Source organism: Microbulbifer sp. Q7, from assembly GCF_001639145.1.
In the GTDB taxonomy this organism is placed as follows: Bacteria; Pseudomonadota; Gammaproteobacteria; order Pseudomonadales; family Cellvibrionaceae; genus Microbulbifer.
This window is the reverse complement of the sequence record NZ_LROY01000001.1, coordinates 1,074,194-1,096,724: the sequence shown is the minus strand read 5'-3', so window position 1 is coordinate 1,096,724 and position 22,531 is coordinate 1,074,194. Positions and strand designations below refer to the sequence as shown.

The 22,531-nt window shown below is 61.6% G+C and carries 17 protein-coding genes; 8 read left to right on the top strand and 9 right to left on the bottom strand.

Features of this window, described 5'->3' with window-relative positions; genetic code table 11:
• Positions 1 to 2 precede the first annotated feature (2 nt).
• From AU182_RS04400 to AU182_RS04385, 4 genes are all read left to right on the top strand, one after another.
• The gene (locus tag AU182_RS04400) at positions 3 to 1,967 is read left to right on the top strand and encodes a murein L,D-transpeptidase (protein ID WP_066961124.1); all 1,965 of its coding nucleotides are present in this window, start codon (positions 3 to 5) and stop codon (positions 1,965 to 1,967) included.
• 209 nt (positions 1,968 to 2,176) lie between these two features.
• Positions 2,177 to 3,505 carry a murein L,D-transpeptidase gene (locus AU182_RS04395; RefSeq protein ID WP_066961121.1) on the top strand — a complete coding sequence of 443 codons (1,329 nt, stop codon included), beginning with the start codon at positions 2,177 to 2,179 and terminating at the stop codon, positions 3,503 to 3,505.
• Positions 3,506 to 3,520: 15 nt separating this feature from the next.
• Positions 3,521 to 5,044: a murein L,D-transpeptidase gene (locus tag AU182_RS04390; protein WP_227718118.1), complete on the top strand. Its 1,524-nt coding sequence runs from the start codon at positions 3,521 to 3,523 to the stop codon at positions 5,042 to 5,044.
• Between the two features lie 536 nt (positions 5,045 to 5,580).
• Positions 5,581 to 6,114: a DUF882 domain-containing protein gene (locus AU182_RS04385; RefSeq protein WP_066961118.1), complete on the top strand. Its 534-nt coding sequence runs from the start codon at positions 5,581 to 5,583 to the stop codon at positions 6,112 to 6,114.
• Positions 6,115 to 6,226: 112 nt separating this feature from the next.
• On the opposite strand, the gene AU182_RS04380 is transcribed toward AU182_RS04385, so the two are convergent.
• Both AU182_RS04380 and AU182_RS04375 read right to left on the bottom strand, forming a co-directional pair.
• Positions 6,227 to 7,438 (bottom strand): imelysin family protein, encoded by a 1,212-nt coding sequence (locus AU182_RS04380; protein ID WP_227718117.1) that lies wholly within the window; start codon positions 7,436 to 7,438, stop codon positions 6,227 to 6,229.
• A gap of 81 nt (positions 7,439 to 7,519) precedes the next feature.
• Positions 7,520 to 8,212: an HAD family phosphatase gene (locus AU182_RS04375; RefSeq protein WP_066961115.1), complete on the bottom strand. Its 693-nt coding sequence runs from the start codon at positions 8,210 to 8,212 to the stop codon at positions 7,520 to 7,522.
• A gap of 429 nt (positions 8,213 to 8,641) precedes the next feature.
• On the opposite strand from AU182_RS04375, the gene AU182_RS04370 reads away from it, so the two are divergent.
• Both AU182_RS04370 and ptsP read left to right on the top strand, forming a co-directional pair.
• Complete coding sequence (locus AU182_RS04370; protein ID WP_066962146.1) at positions 8,642 to 9,145, top strand: RNA pyrophosphohydrolase; 504 nt, start codon at positions 8,642 to 8,644, stop codon at positions 9,143 to 9,145.
• A 102-nt stretch (positions 9,146 to 9,247) separates the two neighbouring features.
• Entirely contained in the window at positions 9,248 to 11,524 is a 2,277-nt protein-coding gene (gene ptsP, locus AU182_RS04365; RefSeq protein WP_066962143.1) for a phosphoenolpyruvate--protein phosphotransferase, read from the top strand.
• Between the two features lie 94 nt (positions 11,525 to 11,618).
• Here the strand turns inward: ptsP and gcvH are convergent, their stop codons facing one another.
• Positions 11,619 to 12,008: a glycine cleavage system protein GcvH gene (gene gcvH, locus AU182_RS04360; RefSeq protein ID WP_066961112.1), complete on the bottom strand. Its 390-nt coding sequence runs from the start codon at positions 12,006 to 12,008 to the stop codon at positions 11,619 to 11,621.
• A 105-nt stretch (positions 12,009 to 12,113) separates the two neighbouring features.
• Positions 12,114 to 13,202 carry a glycine cleavage system aminomethyltransferase GcvT gene (gene gcvT, locus AU182_RS04355; protein ID WP_066961109.1) on the bottom strand — a complete coding sequence of 363 codons (1,089 nt, stop codon included), beginning with the start codon at positions 13,200 to 13,202 and terminating at the stop codon, positions 12,114 to 12,116.
• 342 nt (positions 13,203 to 13,544) lie between these two features.
• Here gcvT and AU182_RS04350 point away from each other — a divergent pair, with 342 nt between their 5' ends.
• Both AU182_RS04350 and AU182_RS04345 read left to right on the top strand, forming a co-directional pair.
• Positions 13,545 to 15,317, top strand: a complete 1,773-nt coding sequence (locus AU182_RS04350; protein ID WP_066961106.1) for an SLC13 family permease — start codon at positions 13,545 to 13,547, stop codon at positions 15,315 to 15,317.
• Between the two features lie 207 nt (positions 15,318 to 15,524).
• The gene (locus AU182_RS04345; RefSeq protein WP_153039107.1) at positions 15,525 to 16,181 is read left to right on the top strand and encodes a 2OG-Fe(II) oxygenase; all 657 of its coding nucleotides are present in this window, start codon (positions 15,525 to 15,527) and stop codon (positions 16,179 to 16,181) included.
• Positions 16,182 to 16,225: 44 nt separating this feature from the next.
• Here the strand turns inward: AU182_RS04345 and AU182_RS04340 are convergent, their stop codons facing one another.
• The 5 genes from AU182_RS04340 to pepP form a co-directional block, all read right to left on the bottom strand.
• Entirely contained in the window at positions 16,226 to 17,428 is a 1,203-nt protein-coding gene (locus tag AU182_RS04340; RefSeq protein ID WP_082859203.1) for a hemolysin family protein, read from the bottom strand.
• A gap of 6 nt (positions 17,429 to 17,434) precedes the next feature.
• Positions 17,435 to 18,448 carry a rhomboid family intramembrane serine protease gene (locus AU182_RS04335; RefSeq protein WP_066961104.1) on the bottom strand — a complete coding sequence of 338 codons (1,014 nt, stop codon included), beginning with the start codon at positions 18,446 to 18,448 and terminating at the stop codon, positions 17,435 to 17,437.
• A gap of 142 nt (positions 18,449 to 18,590) precedes the next feature.
• Positions 18,591 to 19,826, bottom strand: coding sequence for a UbiH/UbiF/VisC/COQ6 family ubiquinone biosynthesis hydroxylase (locus AU182_RS04330; protein WP_066961101.1), 1,236 nt, complete (start codon positions 19,824 to 19,826; stop codon positions 18,591 to 18,593).
• Positions 19,827 to 19,910: 84 nt separating this feature from the next.
• Positions 19,911 to 21,188: a 2-octaprenyl-6-methoxyphenyl hydroxylase gene (gene ubiH, locus AU182_RS04325; protein WP_066961098.1), complete on the bottom strand. Its 1,278-nt coding sequence runs from the start codon at positions 21,186 to 21,188 to the stop codon at positions 19,911 to 19,913.
• Positions 21,185 to 22,519: a Xaa-Pro aminopeptidase gene (gene pepP / locus AU182_RS04320; protein WP_066961095.1), complete on the bottom strand. Its 1,335-nt coding sequence runs from the start codon at positions 22,517 to 22,519 to the stop codon at positions 21,185 to 21,187. Before pepP ends, ubiH begins: the two co-directional genes overlap by 4 nt.
• Positions 22,520 to 22,531 lie beyond the last annotated feature (12 nt).

The window sequence follows — 22,531 nt, the reverse complement described above, 5'->3', positions numbered from 1 at the left end:
CCATGTCATATTTCATTCCAGAGCGTCGCAAACACAAATCACCGCTGCCGTTGATTTTTCTCGGCAGCCTGTGCGTGTTCGCCCTCTATTACGCTTTCACTGCCAATCAGAAAACGGTCCCGGTACTACCGGAGAGTGCCGTGCGCCCGCATCTGGTGAACTGGCTGGAGGACAATCCAGACGCATGGCCGGCACAGGACCCGATCTTCAATCCGGTGCAGGTACGGCGCATCTACCGCCGCACCGATTACCGGTTGCTGTGGTTCGATAACTACAGCCTGAGTGACACTGCCAACGACCTGCTCAAACAGCTCACGGCATCCAGCTCCGGCAATCCCAGCAGTATGGTGGACTACCGCTACCACCTCGGGTACTTCGACCGCACCCTGCGGGATACGCCCCAGCGCCTGCAGATGGCAGCCGTGCTCGATGTACTGCTGACCGATGCATTCATCTCCTATGCCCAGGACACGCAGCTGGACAAGCTCAATCCCCGCGCGCCGAAACACCAGCCGCGCCTGCGCCGCAAAGACATCACCCCGGTCAACCTGACCGACGGCGGTTTCCAGATGGCCAGTGCCCGCGCCGATGCCAGCGATGCACTGCTGCTTGCCAATAACGACAGCGGCCGCCAGTACTTTCGCGGCTACAACCGTGGCGACCAGGCTCGTGGCAACCAGGGCGTCGATCGCTCGCGCTACTACACCCAGCGTCAGCCCAGCCAGCGGACCAACACCTACAGTACCGGCTCCCGCTACGGCAGCAGCCATTCCGCGCGCTATTCGACCCGCAGTTATCCACAAAACTATCCGCGTGTGATGCCCCGCTTCCGCAGCCTGCAGGACGACGGCTCCGGTCTGAATCCGTCGCACGGCGAGGGCCTCTATGTCGAGGAAAACACCCCGTTCGGCAGTGACGCTCAGGCCCTGCGCGAGCAGCTGGCACGCTACCGCAACATGGCCGCCTCCGGTCGCTGGCGCCCGCTGCCCGCTGGCCCCGCAATGACCATCGGCGCCAAGCACAACAACGTGATTCACCTGCGCCACCTGCTGTCGGTGTACGGGGATTACTACGGCTACGGTGACATGAACAGCAAGAAGTTCGACCAGAGCCTGCATCAGGCCGTGGTGCGCTTCCAGATTCGGCACGGCCTGAAGCCCGACGGCATCGTCGGCAAGCAGACCCGCGAACGCCTGAACATTTCGCCCTCCGCGCGCGCGCATATTATCGAGACCAATATTCGCCGCCGGGAAAAGCTGCCAGCCAACCTTGGAGACCGCTTCATTCAGGTCAACATTCCCGGTTACTCGCTCAACTACGTCGAACATGACCGCATCAAGCTCTCCATGAACGTGGTGGTGGGCAAGAAAATCCACCAGACACCGGAGATCAATACCCGCGTGGCCCGCGTGGTGTTCAACCCCACCTGGACGGTGCCCCGCAGTATTCTGGTCAAGGAGATTCTGCCCAAGGCTCGCGCCAACCCCCACGGCATGGAAAACATGGGATACCGTGTGGTCAATGGCAGCGGTGAATACCTGCCCCTCACCTCCCAGAACCTGGGGCGGGCAGCCGCCGGAGGCTTCCTGATGCGCCAGAAAGGCGGTGAGCAGAATATCCTCGGACGGATCAAATTCGAGATCCCCAACTCCGACGAGATTTACCTGCACGACACCCGCGCCAAGAGCCTGTTCGGCCTCACCGACCGCGACTACAGCCACGGCTGCGTGCGCCTGGCAAAACCGCGCCAGCTAGCGGAGGCCCTGCTGCGCGAAGAGCCCGGTGACTGGAGCCGCTACCGCATCGAGCAGCTGACCACCGGCGACGAAACCACCGAAGTGCGTATGAGCAAGAATGTGAAGGTCTACCTCACCTACTGGACCGCCTGGGTCGATGGTCAGGGCCGCATGCACTTCCGCCCGGACATCTATGGCAAGGATGGCCTTGCGGTGAACCAGTTCCAGTAACCGCTTACTTCCCTCTTCTCTCACTGCCCACCACACTGCCGGGCGGAGGATCCGTCCGGCAGTTATTTCGATTCCGCTAAAAAGCCCCCCTCCGCATACCCCAATCTTATTTGGCGCCATTCCAGTCACAAGTTACCAATTACAGACAGCGGGTTCGCCCGATATGTAATAGGCCACGCGGCCGATTGAGACTTGTTCAGGGGTCAACGATGGGTAACAGACTGGGTATTCAATTGAATCTGGGCGCTGCGGTGGTGTTCTCGCTCTCCCTCGAGACGGTTGCATTGGACGATGCGACGACGCTGACGCCTTCCCCCGCCAATGGCGCGCAACAGGAAGGAACTGAACAGCAGGTCACACCCCCGCCATCATCACCATTCGCCACCGTTGCCGGGTCCTATAGCCCCTTCACCCCCTACGGGCGCCAGTACGCACTAATGCGCGAGGAGCTGGCCCGCTATCGCGCATTGAGTGAGGGCGATGACTGGCAGCCGCTGCCGAAAGGTCAGACGCTGGCCCCGGGAGTGCGCGACCCGCAAGTCCGGGCACTGCGCAGTCTGCTGATGCAATACGGTGACCTGCCAACCACCAATGACATGGCCAGCATCACAGGCGGCGATGGCAAAGCCGACAACCGCAAGCAAGACCCCGAGCTGTTCGACAACCAGGTGCGCCGCGCAGTTGAGCGGTTTCAGCGCCGGCATGGCCTGCGCGCCGATGGCATCGTCGACCGCGCCACCCGCGAGCACCTGAACACCCCACCGGACCAGCGCCTCGCTACCCTGCAGGCAAATCTCGAGCGCTGGCAAAAAATGCCAAAAGACCTCGGGCCCCGACACATCGTGGTCAACATCCCGGATTACACCCTGCGCCTGATCGAAGGCGAGCAGGAGCAGTACCGCATGCGCGTGGTGGTGGGAAAACCCAAACACCAGACGCCCCAGTTGAGTACCCGACTGACCCGCGTGGTGTTCAACCCCACCTGGACAGTCCCCATCAATATTGCCGTGCGCGAGCTGCTACCCAAAGGGACCGCCACGCTCTCTGCCGGCGGCTATCGGCTGGTCAACAACCGCGGCAAGTCCGTGCCGTTCAGCGGCAGAAACCTGCGCGCCCTGCGCCTCGGCAGCGTGGCGCTGCAACAGCGCGGTGGCGAGGGCAACGCGCTTGGACGCTTCAAATTCATCATCCCCAACCAACAGGCCATTTTTCTCCACGACACACAGCGAAAAGAACTGTTCAGCCGCAGCCAGCGCGCTTATAGCCACGGTTGTATCCGCCTGGAAAAGCCGCAGGAGTTTGCCCAGATCGTGCTCGCCAACCAGGGCTCAAAGCCCGGCAAATGGAACGCGGAGCGGCTGGTCCGCTACACCACCGGCAGCGGCAGCCGCACGCGCGCCGTGGCACTGGATCAGCCCATTCCCGTGCATATCGTTTACTGGACCGCGTGGGTGGATGAAGAGGGGCTATTGAATTTCCGCCCGGACATCTACGGCCGCGATCGTCCGGCGGACAGTGAAACCAGCGCAGCACGATGAGGAATGGGGGTTCCCATGAGCCGTAACACGATGAGCCGTAACACGATTGCCAAACACCATTGTCGACACACCCGCGCCGGCCATTTTTATACGATTGTGGCGGCGAGCTGCTGTGCCCTGATGCTGACCGCGGAAAACCCGCTCGCCAGTGAGCACGCAGCGCCGCCCGTGCCCCCCGCCGCGGATGCGGCGCCCGAGGAGAATGCCCCCGACACACAATCCGGGGGACAATCCGCAACACCGCCACAAGAACGCAGTGATCGACCCGATCGCAGCGACACTCGCGAGAATGCCGGGACCAATGGGAATACCGCCAGTGGGAATACCGACAGCACCGAAAAAACAGACACCACCAGCGAGCCCCCCGTGGACGACAGTGCGCAGCAGACGCCCCTGACCGCGGCACCGGATGCGGCATCGGGCCCCCGCACAGAACCTGCACCCGAATCCGTACCCGGGCCCACGGCCGGCGCCGACAGTGCGGTGAACTTTGCCACCGCCGGCAAGATCCTGCGCGAACAGGCGGCACGCTACCGGGCGTTCGCCGGGAAATGGCAGCCCATCGACCCCGGCGCACCGCTGCAGGCCGGCGACCAGGGACCCCGGGTTGCCCAGTTGCGCCAGCTGCTGCAACTTTTTGGCGACTATGCCGGCCAGCCCGGGCCCATCACCGCATCCGTACTGAACCCGAACCGCTTTGACGCGGGGCTGCAACTGGCGGTGGAGTCCTATCAGCGCCGCCACGGCATACCGGTCTCGGGCATCGTCGGCAGGGCCACCCTGAAAGAGCTTGCGCGCACTCCGGAGGAACTGGCACAGCGTCTGGAGGTCAATGCCGAGCGCTGGGACAAGCTCCCCGACAATCCCGGTAAACGCTATATTCTGGTCAACGTACCGGACTACCAATTGCAGCTGATCGAGCAGCAGCGCGTTGTGCTGTCGATGAAAACCGTGGTGGGTAAAAGCAGCAAACGCACGCCGGATCTGAACACCAAGGTGGTCTCGGTGGTTTTCAACCCCACCTGGACGGTGCCCCGCAGCATTTTGCTCACCGACCTGCTGCCCAAGGCACGCAACAATCCCGAGGCCATGCACAAGCGCGGCTATCGGGTGGTCCGTTACGGCACCAACACCACCACCCCCATCAATGACGAGAGCATCCAGAGCGCGGCCAGCGGCAAGGCTACCCTGCGCCAGATCTCCGGACCCGGCAACACACTTGGCCGGGTGAAATTTGTCATTCCCAACAAACAGGCCATCTTCCTGCACGACACCCAGGCCCAGAGCCTGTTCGAGCAGCACCACCGCGCTTACAGCCACGGCTGTATTCGCCTGGAGCAGCCCGAGGAGCTGGCATACGCCCTGCTCGGCCCACAGGGCTGGGACCGAACCCGGGTTGCGCAGTCAACCACGGGCGATGAATCAGTGACGATTAAAGTGGAAGAACCGCCCAAGCTCTTCATTACCTATCTCACCGCCTGGGTGGACGGTCTCGGCAAGGTGCAGTTCCGTCCGGACGTCTACCACCGGGATAAATGACCAAAGAAGCCGATGTCGTACCCAAACGCTAACTCAGGCCCCTTTTCACCCGGGGCCTGAGTAATCTGTCCGCCCCCGCCCTGCCCCCCTACCGACGCATTTCAGCCGAATTTCCTGCCACCCACCGGTCATATTCCACCCAGCCACGGCCCCAACAGCCGCCATTTGCCCTTTAAAATGGGCGTTTCCCCGCCAAACCGCCGCTCGAAACCCGGTAGTTTCATCTTGTGCGGCGCACAACCCCCAACCTGGAACTGGCCGGTCGCAGAAAAATTAATTCCTACATCTGACAACGCTGTCATGCCAATTTAGGGGGTTCTGTCCCGGTGCGCGGCAAAAAAAATCCGCGTGCCGTAGTGCACTAGAACATAATCACCAGGTTATTTTTTGATCAATTCGCGATAAGCCCGGATCTGTTTGTAACCAGTGATCGTTTTTCGTACAGTGCAGCCATACCGAGCAGCACCGGAAGCCACTCGAAGACTAGAAGCCCATGACGGCAACACTCACTACTAAAGCAAAGGCGGTAACAGGGTATGAAAGAACTTTCACGACGCAGGTTTTTAGCAGTTTCTGCAGCTACCGCGGCGGCGGTTTCAGCCGGCCCCGCACTGGCAAAGGTAGGCAAGTCGCGCACCCTTAAAATGCGCAACCTGCACACCGGTGAGCGCCTCAGCACCGCTTACTGGGCGGACGGCGACTACGCAAGCAGCGGCCTGAAGCAATTCAACCGCCTGCTGCGCGACCACCGCGCCAACGAAGTGACACGTATGGACCCGAAACTGTTCGATATCGTGTACAAGATCAAAGAGAAGCTGAACTACAACGGCGAAGTCGAGATTATCTCCGGATATCGTTCGCCGAAAACCAACGCCAAGCTGCGTGCAGCGGGCCGAGGTGTGGCGCGACGCAGCTACCACACCCGCGGTATGGCACTGGATATTCGTATGCCCGGTGTCTCACTGTCCAAGGTTCGCCAGGCGGCGATCGACCTGAAGGCCGGCGGTGTGGGTTACTACCCGAAGAGTAACTTCGTACACGTCGACACTGGTCCGGTTCGTCGCTGGTAATCACCAGCTGCGCTGGCGCTACGCCAGCCAGGCCCAACAAAAAACCCAGGCATTGCCTGGGTTTTTTGCGTCTGTCTTTTGGTAAGTGAGGAAGCGGGCCCTGTGCCGGCGACTACTCAGCGTCGGGCATGCTCAGGCTGACCGGCGTCATTTCCTCATCCTTGGCTGGCACCTGGGTGTCACCGGAGATCAGCCCCAGCAGGGCCTCCACCTGGTGACGGCTGCGCTGCAATTCCGCGGGCGCTGCCAGCTCGATGGGGTCTTCCATCTTTAATAGCCGCTCTTCCAGTTGCGCAAATGTCTGCGCCAGTGCTGAGGTCTGGTGACGATCCAACAACAGGTCTGCCAGACCACCGCCACCCTCCGGCAGCCAGCTGGCTTGAAGGTTGCGCAGTATGGACAGCAGTGCCTGCTTGGAATCGGCGGCGAGCGGGCTCTCCACATCGCTTTCGGAACTCTCGGGCATCCGCGGCAGCACCTCACTGCGCAACAGCTCGATATGTGTGCCGCGGATCGCCTGCAGGCGTGCGGCGGGTTCCCTCGACAGATACCGCTGCGACAGGTCGTTGGCGGCAAGCGGCCAGCGCGCGGCCAAGGCCGCCAGGTCTTCACTGATCCCTTGGGTGATCAGACGAGTCAGCTCGCGGCGCCGGTTGGCGGCCTGCGCTTCTGGCTGCTCGCCACCACTGGCCCTGGCAAACTGCTCTGCCGAGCGTTCACTGGTGGGCCCCCAAAGCATGACTTCCAGCGCATGGAAACCGGTGCTGGCCTCTTCATGCGCGGTGAGACGATGCTGCTTGCGCAGATTGGTCAGGGTGAGCTCGATGGCGGTGTCGTTAACGATGCCACTGGTGGAATACCCCGGTACTGTATCCAGATACCCGGCCTGCACCGGCCAGCTGTTCAACGCCAGCAACAGCTCATTACCCTGCTGCTGCAGGTCCGCCGGCGCAAACGCCACCTTGATGAACGGCAGTGCGCCGGAGAACTCACGGTGCGCATCCAGCCACGCCAGTTTGGCCGTCTCGAGATGATCTTCCGTCGGCGCTTCCAGCAGCTGCCCCACCGCCCGCTCCAGGGCCTGGCCGGCGGCCTGCAGATCGATCACCTGCGCCTGTCCAGCTTGCCAGTACTCCGATGAGAAGGCTTCGGCTGCCGCCTTGTTGATCGCCTGCACCTCTGCCGCGGGGGTATCACTGTCCGCGCGGGGTTCCGATGCCTCGCGCGCACAACCACCGGTCAGCAACAGGACGCCGATCAGCGCGAGGGTCAGGGAGTGTCCCCGGGAAAAGAACGATGAAGACTTGATGACTGCGTTTTTCACGGTATTTCCGAACTGGTTACTGAGCGTGTTTAAAAGTAATTACTGCGTCAGGGCAATGGCGCGTGCGGTTGCCCTGCCCGGTCACCAGCGCAGGGCACTGGCAAAATCTTCCTGGTCACCGCGCAGGCTGATCACCTGCCAGCCCCGGGTCAGCGCCTCTTCGCGCAGCTGCGCGTCGGGGTCCACGGCAACCGGATGCTCCACCTGCATCAACAGCGGCAGATCATTGATGGAGTCGCTGTAAAACCACTTCTCACCCTCCGCATAATGCGGGTACTGGTCCAGCCACTGCTGCAGTCGTACGACCTTGCCCTCCTGAAAGCAGGGATGCCCGGCCACGCGCCCGGTAAATTCGCCATCCACCTCTTCCGGCTCGGTGGCCAGCAAGGTATCCACCCCCAAGCGGGTGGCGATGGGCTCAACCACAAAGCGATTGGTGGCGGTAATGATCATGATGTGATGGCCCGCGTCCCGGTGTCGCTGTATCAGGGTTTCCGCATGAGGCAACCAGATGTCGCTGATCACCTCGTGCATGAATTCTCGCTGCAGGTTTTGCAGCTGCCCCCGGGACAGCTGCGCCAGCGGCTCCAGGGCAAACGCGAGATAGGCAAAGATGTCGAGATCGCCGCGCTGGTAATCCCGGTAGAAGCGGTCGTTCTCACTGCGGAAGCGGTCGCCGTCCACACATTCGCGGGTTACCAGGAACTCCCCCCAGGCGTGATCGCTGTCGCCGCCTATCAGGGTGTTATCCAGGTCAAAAATCGCCAGCTGCACAAAAATCTCCTTTATTGACTATAGGGCACCGGTGACGCGCAGGTTGCCCAAAAGACAACTTTTTGCGCCAACCCGACCCTGTCGCGCCCTTGCGAGCAAGCCCACTGCGCCCGTTGCGCGCGCCCAAGGCGGCAGATTTTACCCCGCCACGACAGGGGTTACACCGACCGGCTTCACCGAATTGCTGTAAATCGGCCGCTGTGGAACAATGCAGGACATTACGGTGCAGAGGTATTCCTTGCCTCGCGTAATGCACCGACAAAATTTGAGGACGGCATTTTGGGCGACGGCAAGCAGACTCCCGCCGGGCGTAAAAATCGCCGCAGACCCGCCAGAGCTTCCGCGCGCAACGACAAATCCGGCGGCGGAAAAGCTTCCCGCCCCCAAGGTGCGGGAAACACTGGTGCAGCTACGGACAACAGCAGCAATATCGACAGCGAGGGCTTTCGCCCCAACGTCGGCATCATTGTCCTGAACGAGCGCGGCCAGGCCCTCTGGGCGCGCAGGGTAGGCGGCAAAGACGCTTGGCAGTTCCCACAGGGCGGCATCAATCCCGGTGAGACTCCCGAACAGGCACTCTATCGCGAGCTCTACGAAGAGGTAGGCCTCACCCGCAGCCAGGTTACCCTGCTTGCCAGCACCCGTGGCTGGCTGCGCTACCGGCTGCCCCAGCGGCTGGTGCGGCGCCGCTCGGAACCACTCTGCATTGGGCAAAAACAGAAGTGGTATTTGTTGCAGCTGAATGCCGAGGAAAGCAACATCAGCTTCAACAATGGCTACAAACCGGAATTTGATCACTGGCGATGGGTGAGTTACTGGCACCCTTTGACCAAGGTGGTGACCTTCAAACGGGAGGTCTACCGGCGCGCGCTCACCGAGCTGGCGCCCACACAATTACAATTGGAAAGACGCTGGCTGCAGCGCGACCAGTAACCCGGCACCCATTGCGGACTACCGCGGTCGTTGCGGGCACGCTCAGCCAGGATCGACGCCGCCAGTTCGCGGCGCCGAACACGTACGGCGAGGATGGCCACTTTGCTCGATTTACTGCGCAGTATCGTTCAGGAAGTAAACACCGCCCGGGATCTCACCACGGCGCTCGATATCATCGTGCGGCGGGTGCGGGCGGTAATGAACACCCGCGTCTGCTCGGTCTACCTGCGCGACAAGCAATCCGGCAACTACGTGCTGATGGCCACCGAAGGGCTCAATCAGGATGCCGTCGGCCAGGTACATCTGGCCCCCGGCGAAGGGCTGGTGGGTAACGTCGCCACCCGCGAAGAGCCGATCAACCTCGAACACGCCGAGGCCCACCCCGCATTCCAGTACTTCCCCGCTACCGGCGAGGAGCGCTACTCCGCTTTTCTCGGCACCCCCATCATCCATCACCGCAACGTACTCGGTGTATTAGTAGTGCAGCAGGCGGAGCGCCGCCGCTTTGACGAGGGTGAAGAGGCCTTTCTTGTCACCCTCTCAGCGCAGCTCGCCGGGGTCATCGCCCACGCCGAGGCCACCGGCGCCCTTATCAACATGGGGCAGCAGCGTAGCGAGGCAAAATTCGTTGGCCTTGCCGCCTCCCCGGGTATCGCCATCGGCCGCGCGCACATTGTCGCGCCGCCGGCCAACCTGGCGACGGTGCCTTACGCTTGTACCATGGACGTGGACGCCGAACTCAAGCTGTTCTACCAGTCACTGGCGGCCGCACGGGATGAGATCCGCGATGTGGGCGAGCGGCTGAAGAACGACTTGAACAAAGAAGAGCGCGCCCTGTTCGACGCCTATATCAGCATGCTCGACGACAGTTCCATTGCCGTCGAAGTGTGCGAACGCATTCGCCAGCAGCTGACCGCCAGCCGTGCCTGGGCGGAAGTCATGCTGGAGCATGTGCGGCGTTTTGAAGCCATGTCGGATTCCTATTTCCGCGAGCGCGCCGCGGATGTACGCGACCTCGGTGCACGGGTGCTGATGCACCTGCGCCAGCAGGAACACAGCCTGCGCGAATACCCCGACAACACCATCCTGATCGGCGAAGAACTCACCGCCTCGGTACTGGCGGATGTGCCGCGGGAGAAACTTGCCGGGCTGGTGTCCATCAAAGGCTCGTCCAACAGCCACGTTTCCATTATTGCCCGCGCCATGGGCGTACCCGCGGTGATGGGGGCGCAGGAGCTGCCCTGGGAACAGATCGACGGCGTCGACCTGGTGGTAGATGGCTACCGCGGTGAGCTGCATATCCACCCCAGCCCGGAACTCAGGCGCCGCTACGATGCCATTGTGGAAGAGGAGCGCGAGCTGGCACGCAACCTGGACCACCTTGCCAAGCTCCCCTGTGAAACCGCCGATGGCCACCGCATCCGCCTGTGGGTGAACACGGGCCTGATGGCAGACGTAGTACGCTCGCTGGAGCGCGGTGCCGAGGGCGTTGGCCTGTACCGCACCGAAGTGCCGTTTCTACTGCGCGACCGCTTTCCCTCGGAAGAAGAGCAGCGGGAAATTTACCGCGAACAGTTGCAGGCCTTCGCCCCGCGCCCGGTGACCATGCGCACCCTGGATATCGGTGGCGACAAGGCACTCACCTACTTCCCCATCGAGGAAACCAACCCCTTCCTGGGCTGGCGCGGCATCCGTGTCACCCTGGACCATCCGGAAATTTTCCTGGGGCAGGTGCGCGCCATGATGAAAGCGAGCCTGGGCCTCGACAACCTGCGCATCATGTTGCCGATGATCAGCGGCGTGGGCGAACTGGAAGCCGCGCGCAAACTCGTGGATCGCGCCTACGATGAACTGGTCGATGAAGGTTACGCCATCCAGCGTCCTCCGCTCGGCATCATGATCGAGGTGCCCTCGGCGGTGTACCAGGCGCGGGAACTGGCCAAGCGGGTAGACTTCATGTCGGTGGGCAGCAACGACCTGACCCAGTACCTGCTGGCCGTGGATCGCAACAACAGCCGCGTGGCGGGTATCTACCACAGTTTCCATCCGGCGGTGCTGCAGGCGCTGTTGCAGGTGGTGACCGCGGGCCATGAAACCAGCACCAAGGTGGGCATTTGCGGCGAGCTCGCGGGCGACCCGGGCGGTGCGCTGCTGCTCGTTGCCATGGGCTACGACGTGCTCTCCATGAACGCCACCAACCTGCCGCGGGTAAAAGCCGCTCTGCGGGAAGTCAACAAATCGGATCTCGACCGCCTGTTACAGCAGGTGCTGAAAATGGAGTGTCCGGAACAGATTGAGGAAAAGCTGCGCGGGTATTTGCAGGACCTGGGAATTGGCGGGCTGGTGCAGCCTCAGCAGTCAGAAGAGAACTCCAGCTAGGCCGGTGGTAGCCTTTTCAATACAAAACCCATCATTCAAACAAAAACGCCGGGCACAATGCCCGGCGTTTTTGTTTCGGAAACAGAAGGGAAGCTTAGCCCTCGTCCGCTTCCGCCTTGTACGCGTCTGCGTCCAGCAGCTTGTCCAGCTCGCTCTCGTCGCTCGGCTTGATCTTGAAAAACCAGCCATCGTCGTACGGGCTGGAGTTGACGGTTTCAGGCTCGTCTTCCAGCGCTTCATTGACCGCGATTACTTCGCCGGAAATCGGCGCGTAGATGTCGCTGGCGGCTTTTACCGACTCAACCACACCCGCCTCTTCACCCGCGGACAGAGTCTGCCCCACTTCCGGGGTTTCCACGTACACCACGTCACCCAGGGAGTCCTGCGCGTGGTCGCTGATGCCCACGGTCACGGTGCCATCTTCTTCCAGGCGCGCCCACTCGTGGCTGGAGGCGTATTTCAGTTCGCTGCGAATCTCGCTCATGGGTTCTTCCCTCAAAAAAGCTCAAAATTAGCTGTAAACGGTCTATTTAAAAACGGATATCCAGAAAATCACGCAATGGCTGCAGCGCAATCTCCAGCCGGGTGCTTACACCAGCGACTTGCCGTTGCGCACAAAGCTCGGTTTTACCACCCGCACCGGGATCAGCTTGTTGCGGATCTCTACCTGCGCGGTCTCTCCCACACTCACCGGCACCCGGGCCATGGCAATAGAGAAGCCCAGGGTGGGGGAGAAGGTGCCGCTGGTGATGATACCGCGGCGATCGGTGCCGTCCACCACAACCTGCTGCCCGGCGCGCAGAACACCGCGCTCTTCGAGCACCAGGCCCACCAGTTTGTTCTCCACCCCGGCGGCTTTTTCCTGCTCGAGCGCCTCGCGGCCGATAAACGTGCGATCCTGCGGTTCCCACGCAATGGTCCAGGCCATGTTGGCCTGCAGCGGCGAGGTGTCATCGTCCATCTCATGGCCGTACAGGTTCATACCCGCCTCCAGGCGCAGGGTGTCGCGCGCACCGAGACCGCAGGGCGCCACACCGGCGTCCGCCAGGGCCTGCCAGAAGCCTGGGGCATCCTCGTTGTTGAGCATGATTTCGAGGCCGTCTTCGCCGGTATAGCCGGTGCGCGCCACGAACCAGTCACCGCGCGCGAAGCTGTTGAACACCTTGAGACCGTCGATCGCCGCCGTCCAGTCGATGCCCATTACTTCCTTCACCTTGTCGATGGCATCCGGGCCCTGAATGGCAATCATCGCCAGGTGCGGGCGCTCACTCAGGGTCACATCAAAAGCGCTTGCCTGCTGGTTCATCCACGCCAGGTCTTTTTCGCGGGTAGCGCAGTTTACAACCACGCGGTAACCCGGATCGCGCAGGTAAACGATCAGGTCATCCACCACACCGCCCTGCTCATTCAGCATACCGGTGTAGAGCGCCTTGCCGGGGTTGCCGTCCAGCTTTGCCACATCATTGGCCAACAGCGTGCGCAGGAAATCCCGCGCGCCTTCGCCATCCACGTCCACCACGGTCATATGGGACACATCGAACATGCCCGCGCCCTTGCGCACCTTGTGGTGTTCGTCGAGCTGTGAACCGTAATGCAGCGGCATATCCCAGCCACCGAAATCCACCATTTTGCCGCCCATGGCAACGTGGGCATCGTAAAGCGCGGTTTTATTTCCCATTCTGTGCTGAATCCCGTGTTTTGAACTGTTTCTATCCCTTTGAAGGCGCGAACCACCTGCAGCGTATCGCCTGGGCCTTGTCAGGCGCCTTGCCGGGAAAGCCGCGTATTCTACCGGCGGCGCAACGGCCGTTACCAGATGCCGATACTCTGCAAAGCCTAGCAGCAGTAGTGAAAAATATTATCTGCTGGCGCTTATGAAGCAGTCTTCACGCACCAAAGGGACTGAAGCAGGGCAGCGCTATCGGCAGGGTTCTATCAATATGCGAAAAAATAACTTTTTGTGCCAAAGGCTTTGCAGTAGTTTTAGCCGTCTACTGCCCCACAATAAACACATGCTGCTATGGATTGGTCTGGCTGGTTTTCCCTATTTCTCGTTTTCGCCGTACTGGCCACACTGATCGCGACGCGTATTCAGGCCTATCTGGTGATGATGGCGGCACTCACGCTATTGAGTGTCACCGGCATACTCTCGCCCACAGAAGCCCTGTCCGGTTTCAGCAACAGCGGGCTGATCACTGTGGCGGCCATGTTCGTGGTAGCCGCCGGCATCCACGCGTCTGGCGGTATCGACATGATGGTGAAACACCTGCTGGGGCGCCCCGGTACGGTACGCACAGCCATGTTGCGGGTATTCGCCCCGGTGGTGGCGCTGTCTGGCTACCTCAACAACACCCCGGTGGTCGCCACCATGATCCCCGCCCTCAACGCCTGGGCCAAGCGGATTGATGTCGCCCCTTCCAAACTGATGATCCCCCTCAGTTACGGCGCTATCTTGGGCGGCACTCTCACCCTGATTGGTACCAGCACCAATCTGGTGGTTAACGGTCAGTACCAGGCCATTACCGGCAACGAGGGCTTTTCCCTGTTTTCCATCGCCGCCGTGGGGCTACCCGCCGCGCTGGTGGGTATCGTGTTCATGCTGGTGTTCTTCCCCCGCTGGCTACCGGACAGACGCGAAAAGAAACCCTTCGGCAACCTGCGGGAATTCACCCTTGAGGTGGCCATCGACAGCAGCGGGCCGCTGGTCGGCAAGACGGTGGAAGACGCCGGCCTGCGCGGATTGCGCCGGGTGTATCTGGTGGAAATCGACCGCGCCGGCCAGATCATTACCCCGGTGCGCTCGGAAGAAGTCCTGCGCGGCGGCGATCGGCTGGTGTTCGCCGGTGACACAGAGGCCATCTCCGACCTGCTGCGGGTGCGCGGCATTGTGCCGTCGGATCACCACGATGAACAGGACGCGCAACCTGCCGGGGTGGAGGAACGCCGGCTGGTGGAAGCGGTGGTGTCCCCGCACTGCGAGGTAATCGGCAAAAGTATCCGCGAAGCCGAATTTCGCAAACGCTATGGTGCCGCGGTACTGGCGGTGGCCCGGGAAGGACAGCGGGTAGCGGGTAACCTCGGCAGCATCAAGCTGAAAGCCGGCGACTCCCTGCTGCTGGAGGCCCGCCCGGGGTTTGTATTGCGCCAGCGCTACAGTAAAGATTTCCTGCTGATTAACGACCTGGAGGCGGAGAGCCCGCGGCACGAAAAAGGGGTCACCGCCTGGCTGATACTCATCGCCATGGTGCTCGGCGCGGGCAGCGGCCTGATCAGTATGCTGAATGCCGCCCTGATCGGAGCCGGCGCCATGCTCGTCACCCGCTGCTGTTCGGTGGCCCAGGCACAAAAAAGCCTCGACCTGCCGGTACTGATCACCATCGCCGCGTCCTTTGCCCTGGGGGTTGCCCTGCAGAAAACCGGGGTGGCCGCGGTATTGGCCGAAGGCGTAATCTCCCTGTCTTACGGCCACCCCTGGCTGATGCTGATCCTGGTTTACCTGTGTGTCTCGCTGCTCACCGAAATGGTCACCAACAATGCGGCGGCGATTATCATGGTGCCCATCGTGCTGCAGATTACCGCCGCCGCGGGCCTCAACCCGGAGCCGTTTATGTTCGCGGTGATGATGGCGGCCTCGGCGAGTTTCGCCACCCCACTGGGCTACCAGACCAACCTGATGGTGTACGGCCCCGGTGGTTACGTGTTCTCCGATTACCTGAAAGTGGGCATTCCCATGAACCTGCTGATTGGCGCAGTGACGATTGCGGTTCTGCTGACCGGCTGGGACCTCACCTAGCCGGTTATCCACGCGCCTGCTGCGGCAATTATTTGCTGGCGCCTCGGGGCAAGCGGCGGTATAAAAGCCGCCCTGATCAACCCCTGTGCCCAATGGCCACGTCCTTGCCAGCACCCGCCGGCCCGGCCAGCTCCCCGCACAGCACAATCGGAATCAACCGGATTGAATACAGCGCTTTACTCTGCGGCACCCGCCGCGGAATCCCCCGTGGACAACATTTGGCAACGCGGCCCCGACGACCACGACCCCCTCGACCAGATTGCCAGCGCACTGCGGGAGACCGGTTACATCGTACTGCCCGCGCCATTGCCGCCGGCATTACTGGGATCACTGCTGCGGCATTTCCGCTCCATCGACCGCGCGCGTTTCCAGGCTGCAGGCATCGGCCGAGAGCAGGAGCACCAGCTCAACCAGTTTGTGCGCACCGATGAAATTTTCTGGCTGGACCGAAGCAACCTGGCGGTTGCCGCCTACCTGAGCTGGGCGGAAACCCTGCGGCTGGGTTTGAACCGCCGGCTGTTCCTGGGATTGTTTGATTACGAGTGCCACTACGCCCGATACAACCGCGGCAGCTACTACAAAAAGCACGTGGACGCATTCAAGGGCGACACCAACCGGATCGTGAGTACCGTGCTGTACCTCACCCCCAACTGGCAGCCCAAAGACGGTGGTGAGCTACAGATCTATGCGCCAGACAGCGATACGGTCATCGAAAAAGTCGCACCGCGTTTTGGGCAGATGGTGATTTTCCTTTCCGAGGAGTTTCCCCACGAAGTGCTCACCAGCCACCGGCCGCGCTACAGCGTTACCGGCTGGTTCCGTGTGAACAATAGCCTGGGAGAGACCATCGACCCGGCGCGCTAGGCGGCGGGCCGTGCAAACACCGGGGCGGCAAGTCGATGCCGGTATTAGTTTTCGTCACGCCCCCTGGCATTTTTATTCGTGCTGTCGGCCTCCGCATCCGAGGTCGGTGACGCCGCATCTTCATCCAGCTGCCGCCGGATTTCTTCGCGCAACAGATCCTCGGGGTCCTCGCCCTCCTGCTCCCGTTGCGCCATCTCGTCCACCAGCAAGCCGTAGCGCTTCGAGCGCCAGCGCCACAGGCGTTTCGCCAGTGCCTGACGATCCGGGGTTTTGTCCGCTTCGTCGACGATCTCCTCGCCCAGCAGGGTTTCCAGAATATCCTCGAGGGTCACCAGGCCTTCGAGGCTGCCGTACTCGTCTACCACCGCGGTAATCTGCACGCGCCTGGCGAGCATTTTGTGAAATACCTGATAGATAGCAGCGGTTTCCGGCAGCATCAGCAGATCCCGGCGCAGGCTGCGCAGGGTGTCCTCGCTGTCACCGCGGGCGTAGGCCTGCAACAGGTCTTGCTTCAGCACAAAGCCCACCACCAGGTCCGGGTCGTCCTGTTCGTACACCGGGATGCGCGAGAAGCGGCTTTTCTCCACCTGCTCATAGGCATCCGCCACGGTCATATCCTGAGACAGGGAAAAGACCACAGTGCGCGGGGTCATCACCTCGCGCACCGTATGATCGCGCAAGGTAAAAAACAGGTTGTGCAGAATACTGGACTCGTGCCGCTCCAGCTGACCTTCCGCCTCGCCGATTTGCGCCATCACGGCAAACTCTTCGCGGCTGAACCCTGTCAGGGTGGGCCCGTGGGCGAGCCCGCGTGTCAAACGCTCGGAGAGCCATACAAACGGCTTCAGCACGATCACCAGGTAGCGCAGCACATACGCGGTGGCCGGCGCCAACTGCCGCCAGTACACCGCGCCCAACGTCTTCGGAATGATTTCAGAAAACACCAGAATCAGCAGGGTGAGTACCGCCGAGGCAATGCCCAGATATTGATTGCCAAACACCGCGGCCGCCTGCGCGCCGGCACCGGCGGCACCCACGGTATGGGCGACGGTGTTCAGTGTGAGGATCGCCGCCAGCGGCGCATTGATATCTTCTTTCAGCCTGCGCAATACACGACCGGACCGGTGTCCCTCCCGCTCCAGCAGGCTCACATAGGGGCGCGTGACGCTGAGAATAACCGCCTCGGCAATCGAGCAGAGAAAGGAGAACCCGAGGGCAATCAGTACGTAAGTAATCAGTAGCAGCATGGTCGATCAGAATTCTTGTCGAGTATTGGCTGCGTCGCTGTCACGACGCGCATCCGTAGCGGAGAAATAGCGGCGTGCACCACCGCCCATGCAAAACACAAGGGCGAGCAGCAGGCCCGCAGCAAAGCCGCCGATATGCGCGGCATTGGCGATACCGCCGGGAATAAAGTAATCGACGATACCTACCATGCACACCAGCAGCCATACCACTGCTATCCACAGTAGTGACGGCGGCACATCCCGCCAGCGCGGCTGCCAGCGCTGAATAACAAACGCTGCGCCGATCAGGGCGTACACCACCCCGGACATGCCGCCGAACAGATTCTGCGGCGCCCAGTAGTACTGGGCCAGGTTGGAAACCGGCGCGCTCAGTAAAACCAGCAATGCAAACCACCCGCTACCGGCACGGGCCTCCAGCGAACGCCCCACAATCCACACGCCGAGTGCGTTAAACAGCGCGTGCGGCAGGGAAAAATGCACGATGGCCGGGGTCCACAAGCGCCAGAATTCCCCCCGCGACAAATGCCAGGCAAGGGACGATTGCGCCGCACCAAAATCACCGGCCCCCTGTGGGAAAATGACCAGCGGCTCCGCCCAACCCTGACGCAACATAAACCAGCCGATAAAACACAACGCGATCAACATCAAGCTGACGGGTGTCTGGCGCAGCGACCACTGCGGTATCACCGACACGGGCGCCTCGCCCTGCGTATTGGATGCCGGCGCTTCCCCGGCGGCCTCTCCCGCGCCCTGTGCATCCTCGCCCGCAGCCGACTCCCCCGCGGGGGCCGCCTCATCGTAGGTGTGCACCTGGATCTGTGCGAGATCGACTTCTCCCGCCTGCCAGCGCGCCAGCAACTGTCCCATGGGCTCCACCAGTTGTGGAGCCAGGCTCGCCACACACTGGCGATTGTTTTCCTCACTGATACGCAGTGGCAGCTGGTGGCGCCGGATAAAGTCCGCCACCGCTGACAGGTCTTTGCTCAGGGGAAATTCACAAATGGTGATCCAATGACTCAAATCGGGGCCTACTCGAATAAAACGATGCGATGGCGGGACTCTATCAAATTTCCCCAGCGGATTCCGGCGCAGTAGCAGCGGGCACAAAAAACGCGGCGTGTGTGCCGCGTTTTTTCATTTCCTGTGCAACGCTGCAAGCGCCTTACACCGACATGGCGCGCATGATGATGCGTTTTTTGAGCAGCGGGCTCGCGTCTACCATGCTCAGCCCGGTATTACGCAACCAGCGCCAGTGCAGATCACCGGCGCCAAACAGGGATTTGAACGTGCTCATGGCCTTGAGTGTCGCTGCATTTTCGCCGCGGCGACGGCGCTGATAACGGGTCAGTACGGAGGCATGCGCCGGAGAAATATCCCGCTTCAGTGCACGGTCGATTTCCTCACTCAGCACCAGCACATCCATTAATCCAAGGTTCACCCCTTGTCCCGCGAGCGGATGAATATTGTGAGCCGCATCGCCGATCAATACGGCACCGGGGCCAAAATACGATTCCGCATGACGCGCGCGCAACGCGAACGAAAAGCGTTCACTGACCCACTCAACAGCGCCGAGGCGGCTTTCAAATGCTTTTTCCAGGTTGAGTGCAAACGCCTTGTCATCGAGCATCACCAGCTCGCGTGCCAGGCTGTCGTCCGCGGACCAGACCACCGCGCAGTGGCGATCATCCCCCAGCCCGGCGAGCGGCAGAAACGCCAGTGGGCCAGTGTCCAGAAAGCGCTGCCAGGCGGTGGACTGATGGGATCGCTCACAGCGCGCCACACACACCAGCGCGGTCTGCTGGTACTCCACATCCCGGGTGCGAATACGCAGCAGATCGCGCACCCGCGAGCGTGCGCCATCGGCACCAATTAACAGACGGGTAGTCAGTACCGGGGACTGGTTGTCCAACCCCTCGACCGCGTCCCGATCCGGGCTCCGCGCCTGCAGATGCCACAAACCACAATCCCGCCACCAGCTCTCCAGCTTGAAACCGGTCACCAGATCGATATTGCTTAACTCTGCGATGCGCTCGCGCAGGGCGGCGAGAATCACACTGTTTTCCACGATGTGCCCAAGGTTGGGTAATTTCACATCGCGGCAATCAAACCACACGGAGCCGGTGCCTTCCGCGTCCCACACCCGCATCTGGGTGTACGGGCATTCGCGCTTGCCGGCGAACAGTTGCCAGGCGCCCACTTCTTCCAGCAGCTGGCGCGACGCTTCGGTAAGCGCCACCACGCGGGCATCGTAGCTATCTTCCCGAACTTGCGGATCCGTGTTCGATGCCTCCAGCAGCGAAATACGCATCTGTGGGTGTCGCACTGCCAGCAAAGCCGCCTGTGCCATCCCCACCATGCCACCACCGACGATGGTCACGTCCATTCGCTGTCTGTTCATAGGCCGTTGTTCTCCGGGAATGAAAAATTCGAGAGCGCGGACAGGCCCTTGTCCGCCATTGCAAGATCCACCGTTATAGTGTGGTTAGAGCGCAAGTCCAGCAGCCTGACGGGCAAAACCGGCACGCAAGGCAGGCGCCAGCGCCAGGCCCAGCAGTCCCGCCTGGCGCAGCCCCCCAAGCAACAGACTGCGGGAGGCGAAAAGTGGCGGGATGCGGTCACTGAAACCGATGGTCAACTGCTGGTCATGTTGACGTTCGCGCCAATAAGCCTCAAGTAAGTTTAGCTCGCCCGGGCCAGATTGCCGGAAATCCGCCGCCGGCTCCGCCATTGCGCGGCCGATGACGCGGGCCAGGGCGTCGCAGTCGCGCAGGGTCAGATTGAAACCCTGGCCAGCCACCGGATGCAGAAAGTGCGCGCAGTTGCCCACCAGCGCCACCCCGCGGCGCACCTGCTCGCGCGCCAGGGATAGTTTTAGCGGGTAGCCCTGCACCTGCCCGGCGCGCACGAAACGTCCGGCACGCCAGCCGAAGGTCTGTTGCAGGTGGCTCAGAAAGTCCTTCTCGGAAAGCCCGGCAACCCGCTCCCAGTCTTCTTCCTCACAGGTCCACACCAGCGCCGCCCGATGCTCGCCATCGCGCTTCGGCAGCGGTAACAATGCCATGGGGCCCCGCTCGGTAAAGCGCTCAAACGCCACACCGCCGTGATCCTGCTGCAGGCCAACCGTGGTCACCAGTGCATGCTGGTGGTAGTCCACTTCCTCGGTGGCAATGCCCAGCCGCCGACACAGCGGCGAGTCGACGCCGTCCGCCACCACCAGCAGGCGCGCCTGTAAAGATTGCGCGGCAGCGGTTTCATCACCAACCGGGCGCCAGGACAACTGCGCACCTGCAGCGGTCATGGTCACATCCGCAACCTCCGCCGGGGACAACACCCTGACGCCGGTATTTTCCAGCGCGCGATACAGCAGCGGACCAAGTGCCGCATTCTCAACCACCGCGCCAAGCATGCCCGCATAGCTGGCGGCGGACTCACGCGCAGCGTTCAGGCTCGCACTCATGCTGTGGCCGCGATCGGAAACCTGCACCCGGGTAATCGGCGCTGCGTATTCGCGCAGCGCCGACCACACACCCAGCTCGTCAAAAATCTGCAGGCTACCGGCAGCAATGGCGGTGGCCCGGGTATCGAAACTCGGCAGATTCAAGGCGGCGGTGTCGTCGGGTAGCGGGTGGCGCTCCAGCAGTGAAATGTTCAGCCCAGGGCAGTGATGGGCAAGCAGCAGCGCCAGACTGGCGCCGGCCATACCACCGCCAACAATGACCACATCAGTATCTGCCGTGGCGGCTGCGGTGTGCTGCGTCATAATAAAGCCTCCTGTACCAGATCGCCGGCGCGCATCAGGTACTCGATATCCGCAATGGCTTTCGGTGCCGCCGCGGAAAGAATCTGGGTTCCGTCTTTTAACAGGGCCACATCGTCTTCAATGCGAATCCCGATGCCGCGAAATTTCTCCGGGACGTCGCTCTCGTCGGCCGCAATATAAATACCCGGCTCCACCGTCATGGTCATGCCCGGTTCCAGTTGACGCCACTGGCCGTGCACCTTGTAGTCCCCCACATCGTGCACATCCATTCCCAACCAGTGACCGACACGGTGCATGTAAAAACGGCGATAGGCACCGGATTCGATCAGCCCGTGAACATCGCCTTTCAGCAAACCGAGATCTTTCAGCCCGCGGACGATCACTTCCACACTGGCGAGATGCGGATGATCCCAGTCGTTGCCGGCAACAATTTTTTCGATCGCCGCCTGCTGGCTGGCCAGCACAATTTCATACACCGCTTTTTGCGGACCACTGAAGCGGCCGTTGACGGGAAATGTACGGGTAATATCCGCCGCATAGCCGCGGTATTCACAGCCCGCATCAATCAGCACCAGATCGCCGTTGCGCAGCGGCGCACTGTTGGCGATGTAATGCATCACCAGCGCGTTGCGCCCGCCGCCCACAATGCTCGGGTAAGCAGGCTCACGTGCGCCACCGGACGCAAAGGCGTGTAACAGTTCCGCTTCCAGCTGGTACTCGTACATGCCCGGCTGGCAACGCTGCATGGCATGGCGGTGGCCTTCCGCACTGATCTCCGCCGCCTTTGCCATCAGGCGAATTTCCGCAGCACTCTTGAACAGCCGCAAATCGTGCAACTGCGGATCCAGGCTCACCATCTCCGGCGCCGATACCGCGCCCGGCGCACGCTCCAGAGCCTGCAGATAACCCTGCAGGCGACGATCGAGCTGGGGAAAGCGCCCCATGGTGTAGTAAATCAGATCCCGGCCTTCCAGCAGGCCGGGCAAAATGTCGTCCAGGTCTCCGATAGGGAAGGCATCGCACAGGCCGCAAAACTCGGCGGCGCGCTCCGGTCCCAGGCGCGGACCGTCCCACATTTCTTTTTCTGCATCCCGCTCCCGACAAAACAGCAGCGTTTCCCCCTGCGCGCGTCCGGGAATCAGCACCAGCAGGGACTCCGGCTCGTTGAACCCGGTGAGATAGGAAAAATCGCTGTCCTGACGAAAGGGAAAAAACGTATCGCGCGAGCGCAGCTGCTCACGGGCCGCTGGCACAATCGCCAGACTGTTTGACTCCAGCCCTTCGACAAGACGCTGCCGGCGGCGGGCGTACTCAGCTTTGGAAATATTCATGGGGAAAACGCC